The sequence below is a fragment of the Mesorhizobium sp. M1E.F.Ca.ET.063.01.1.1 genome, from assembly GCF_003998155.1.
Taxonomy (GTDB): domain Bacteria; phylum Pseudomonadota; class Alphaproteobacteria; order Rhizobiales; family Rhizobiaceae; genus Mesorhizobium.
Window position 1 is genome coordinate 1 of the sequence record NZ_RZSC01001144.1, and the last position, 1,311, is coordinate 1,311.

A 1,311-nucleotide genomic window follows, 5' to 3' on the forward strand; every position below is an offset into this window, starting at 1 on the left:
GCCAGACCGGCTTCCAGGGGCCGCGATGCAGGTAACCGGCAAGCTCATAGCCGAGCAGCATGTCGGAATGTTCTGTCTGGAACGCGCCGCCGACCAGGACATGGGTCGACTGGCCGGAGCGGATGCGCGCGGCGGCCGTCTCGACGGCGGAGACGCCTGCGCCTTCCTCGCCCATGAAGGTGCGGGACGAGCCGGTGACCTTGTGGACGATCGAAATGTTGCCGGCGAGCAGGTTCGAAAGCTGGGCCAGGAACAGCGTCGGCCGCAATTCCGTGGTCAGCTTCTCGTTGAGCAGCACGTCGCGATCGTTGCGGGTTTCGGAGGCCGCCAGGATTGCAGTGTCGACGGCCTCGTCGCGCTCTCCGCCGCCGGCCGCCACCACCATGTCCATGGTCGCGCAGAGCTCGTCATTGCCCTTGATGCCGGCGTCGTCCAGCGCCAGGCCGGCAACATAGGTGCCGAGCCTCTGCCAGGTTTCCATCTGGCGCTGGTCGCCGCGCTTGGCGATCTGCAGGTTCCAGTCGATCTCGGGCAGGGGGTGGATGGTGTAGGGAGCGAAGCGCGTCGCATCGAGCACCGGCTCGAGGCCCGGCCGGGTCAGCTTCTGCCAATGCGCATCCGGACCCTCTCCCAGCGAAGAGACAAGGCCGATGCCGGTGATGACGACGTCGTGGGGGCTGCTCATGGACGGCTTTGCGGGTGAGGCTGCTTCTTGGTCTTGCGCATGATCCCTTCCGAAAATCGATGCCGATTTTCGTGGTCACGCGCCGAGCGCGTCAAGGTCGCGCGCTCAACCGGCATCAGGCGACCTTGGCCGCGACCAGCGCGTCGATCTTGGCGCACAGGTTCTTCATGACGAAGTAATCGTCGGTCGAGGCCTTGCCGTCATTGACCTCCTGCGTCCACTTCTCCAGCGGCACCTTGATGCCGAATTCCTTGTCGATGGCAAAGACGATGTCGAGGAAATCGAGGCTGTCGATGCCGAGATCGTCGATGGTGTGGCTTTCGGGGGTGATGGTGTCGATATCGATCTCGCTGGTGTCGGCAATGATCTTGGCGACTTTCTCGAACGTCGTGGACAAGGGCTCTTCCTTCGGGTTGCGGGCGGAATCTGTCCGCATCTTGTTTGGGCGCTGTCTAATCGGTTTTTCCCGGCAGGAAAAGGCCTGATGCGCCGGAGGCAGATGGGTAGGGGGTTGGGGAAACACAAGAAGGGCCACCGGTCGAACCGGCGGCCCTTCCCATTTTACGCTGCGACACTTCCGCTATTCGCGGAGCTTGACCAGGTCGTTCAGCAGCCCGCCCGTCCCG

At 63.6% G+C, this 1,311-nt stretch carries 2 protein-coding genes; both read right to left on the minus strand.

Annotated elements, in window-relative coordinates:
* On the minus strand, nucleotides 1–685 hold a 685-nt coding region (locus EOA29_RS36755), incomplete at its 3' end, for a beta-ketoacyl-ACP synthase (protein ID WP_127222412.1).
* A 115-nt stretch (nucleotides 686–800) separates the two neighbouring features.
* Entirely contained in the window at nucleotides 801–1,082 is a 282-nt protein-coding gene (locus tag EOA29_RS36760; protein ID WP_125003297.1) for an acyl carrier protein, read from the minus strand.
* Nucleotides 1,083–1,311 lie beyond the last annotated feature (229 nt).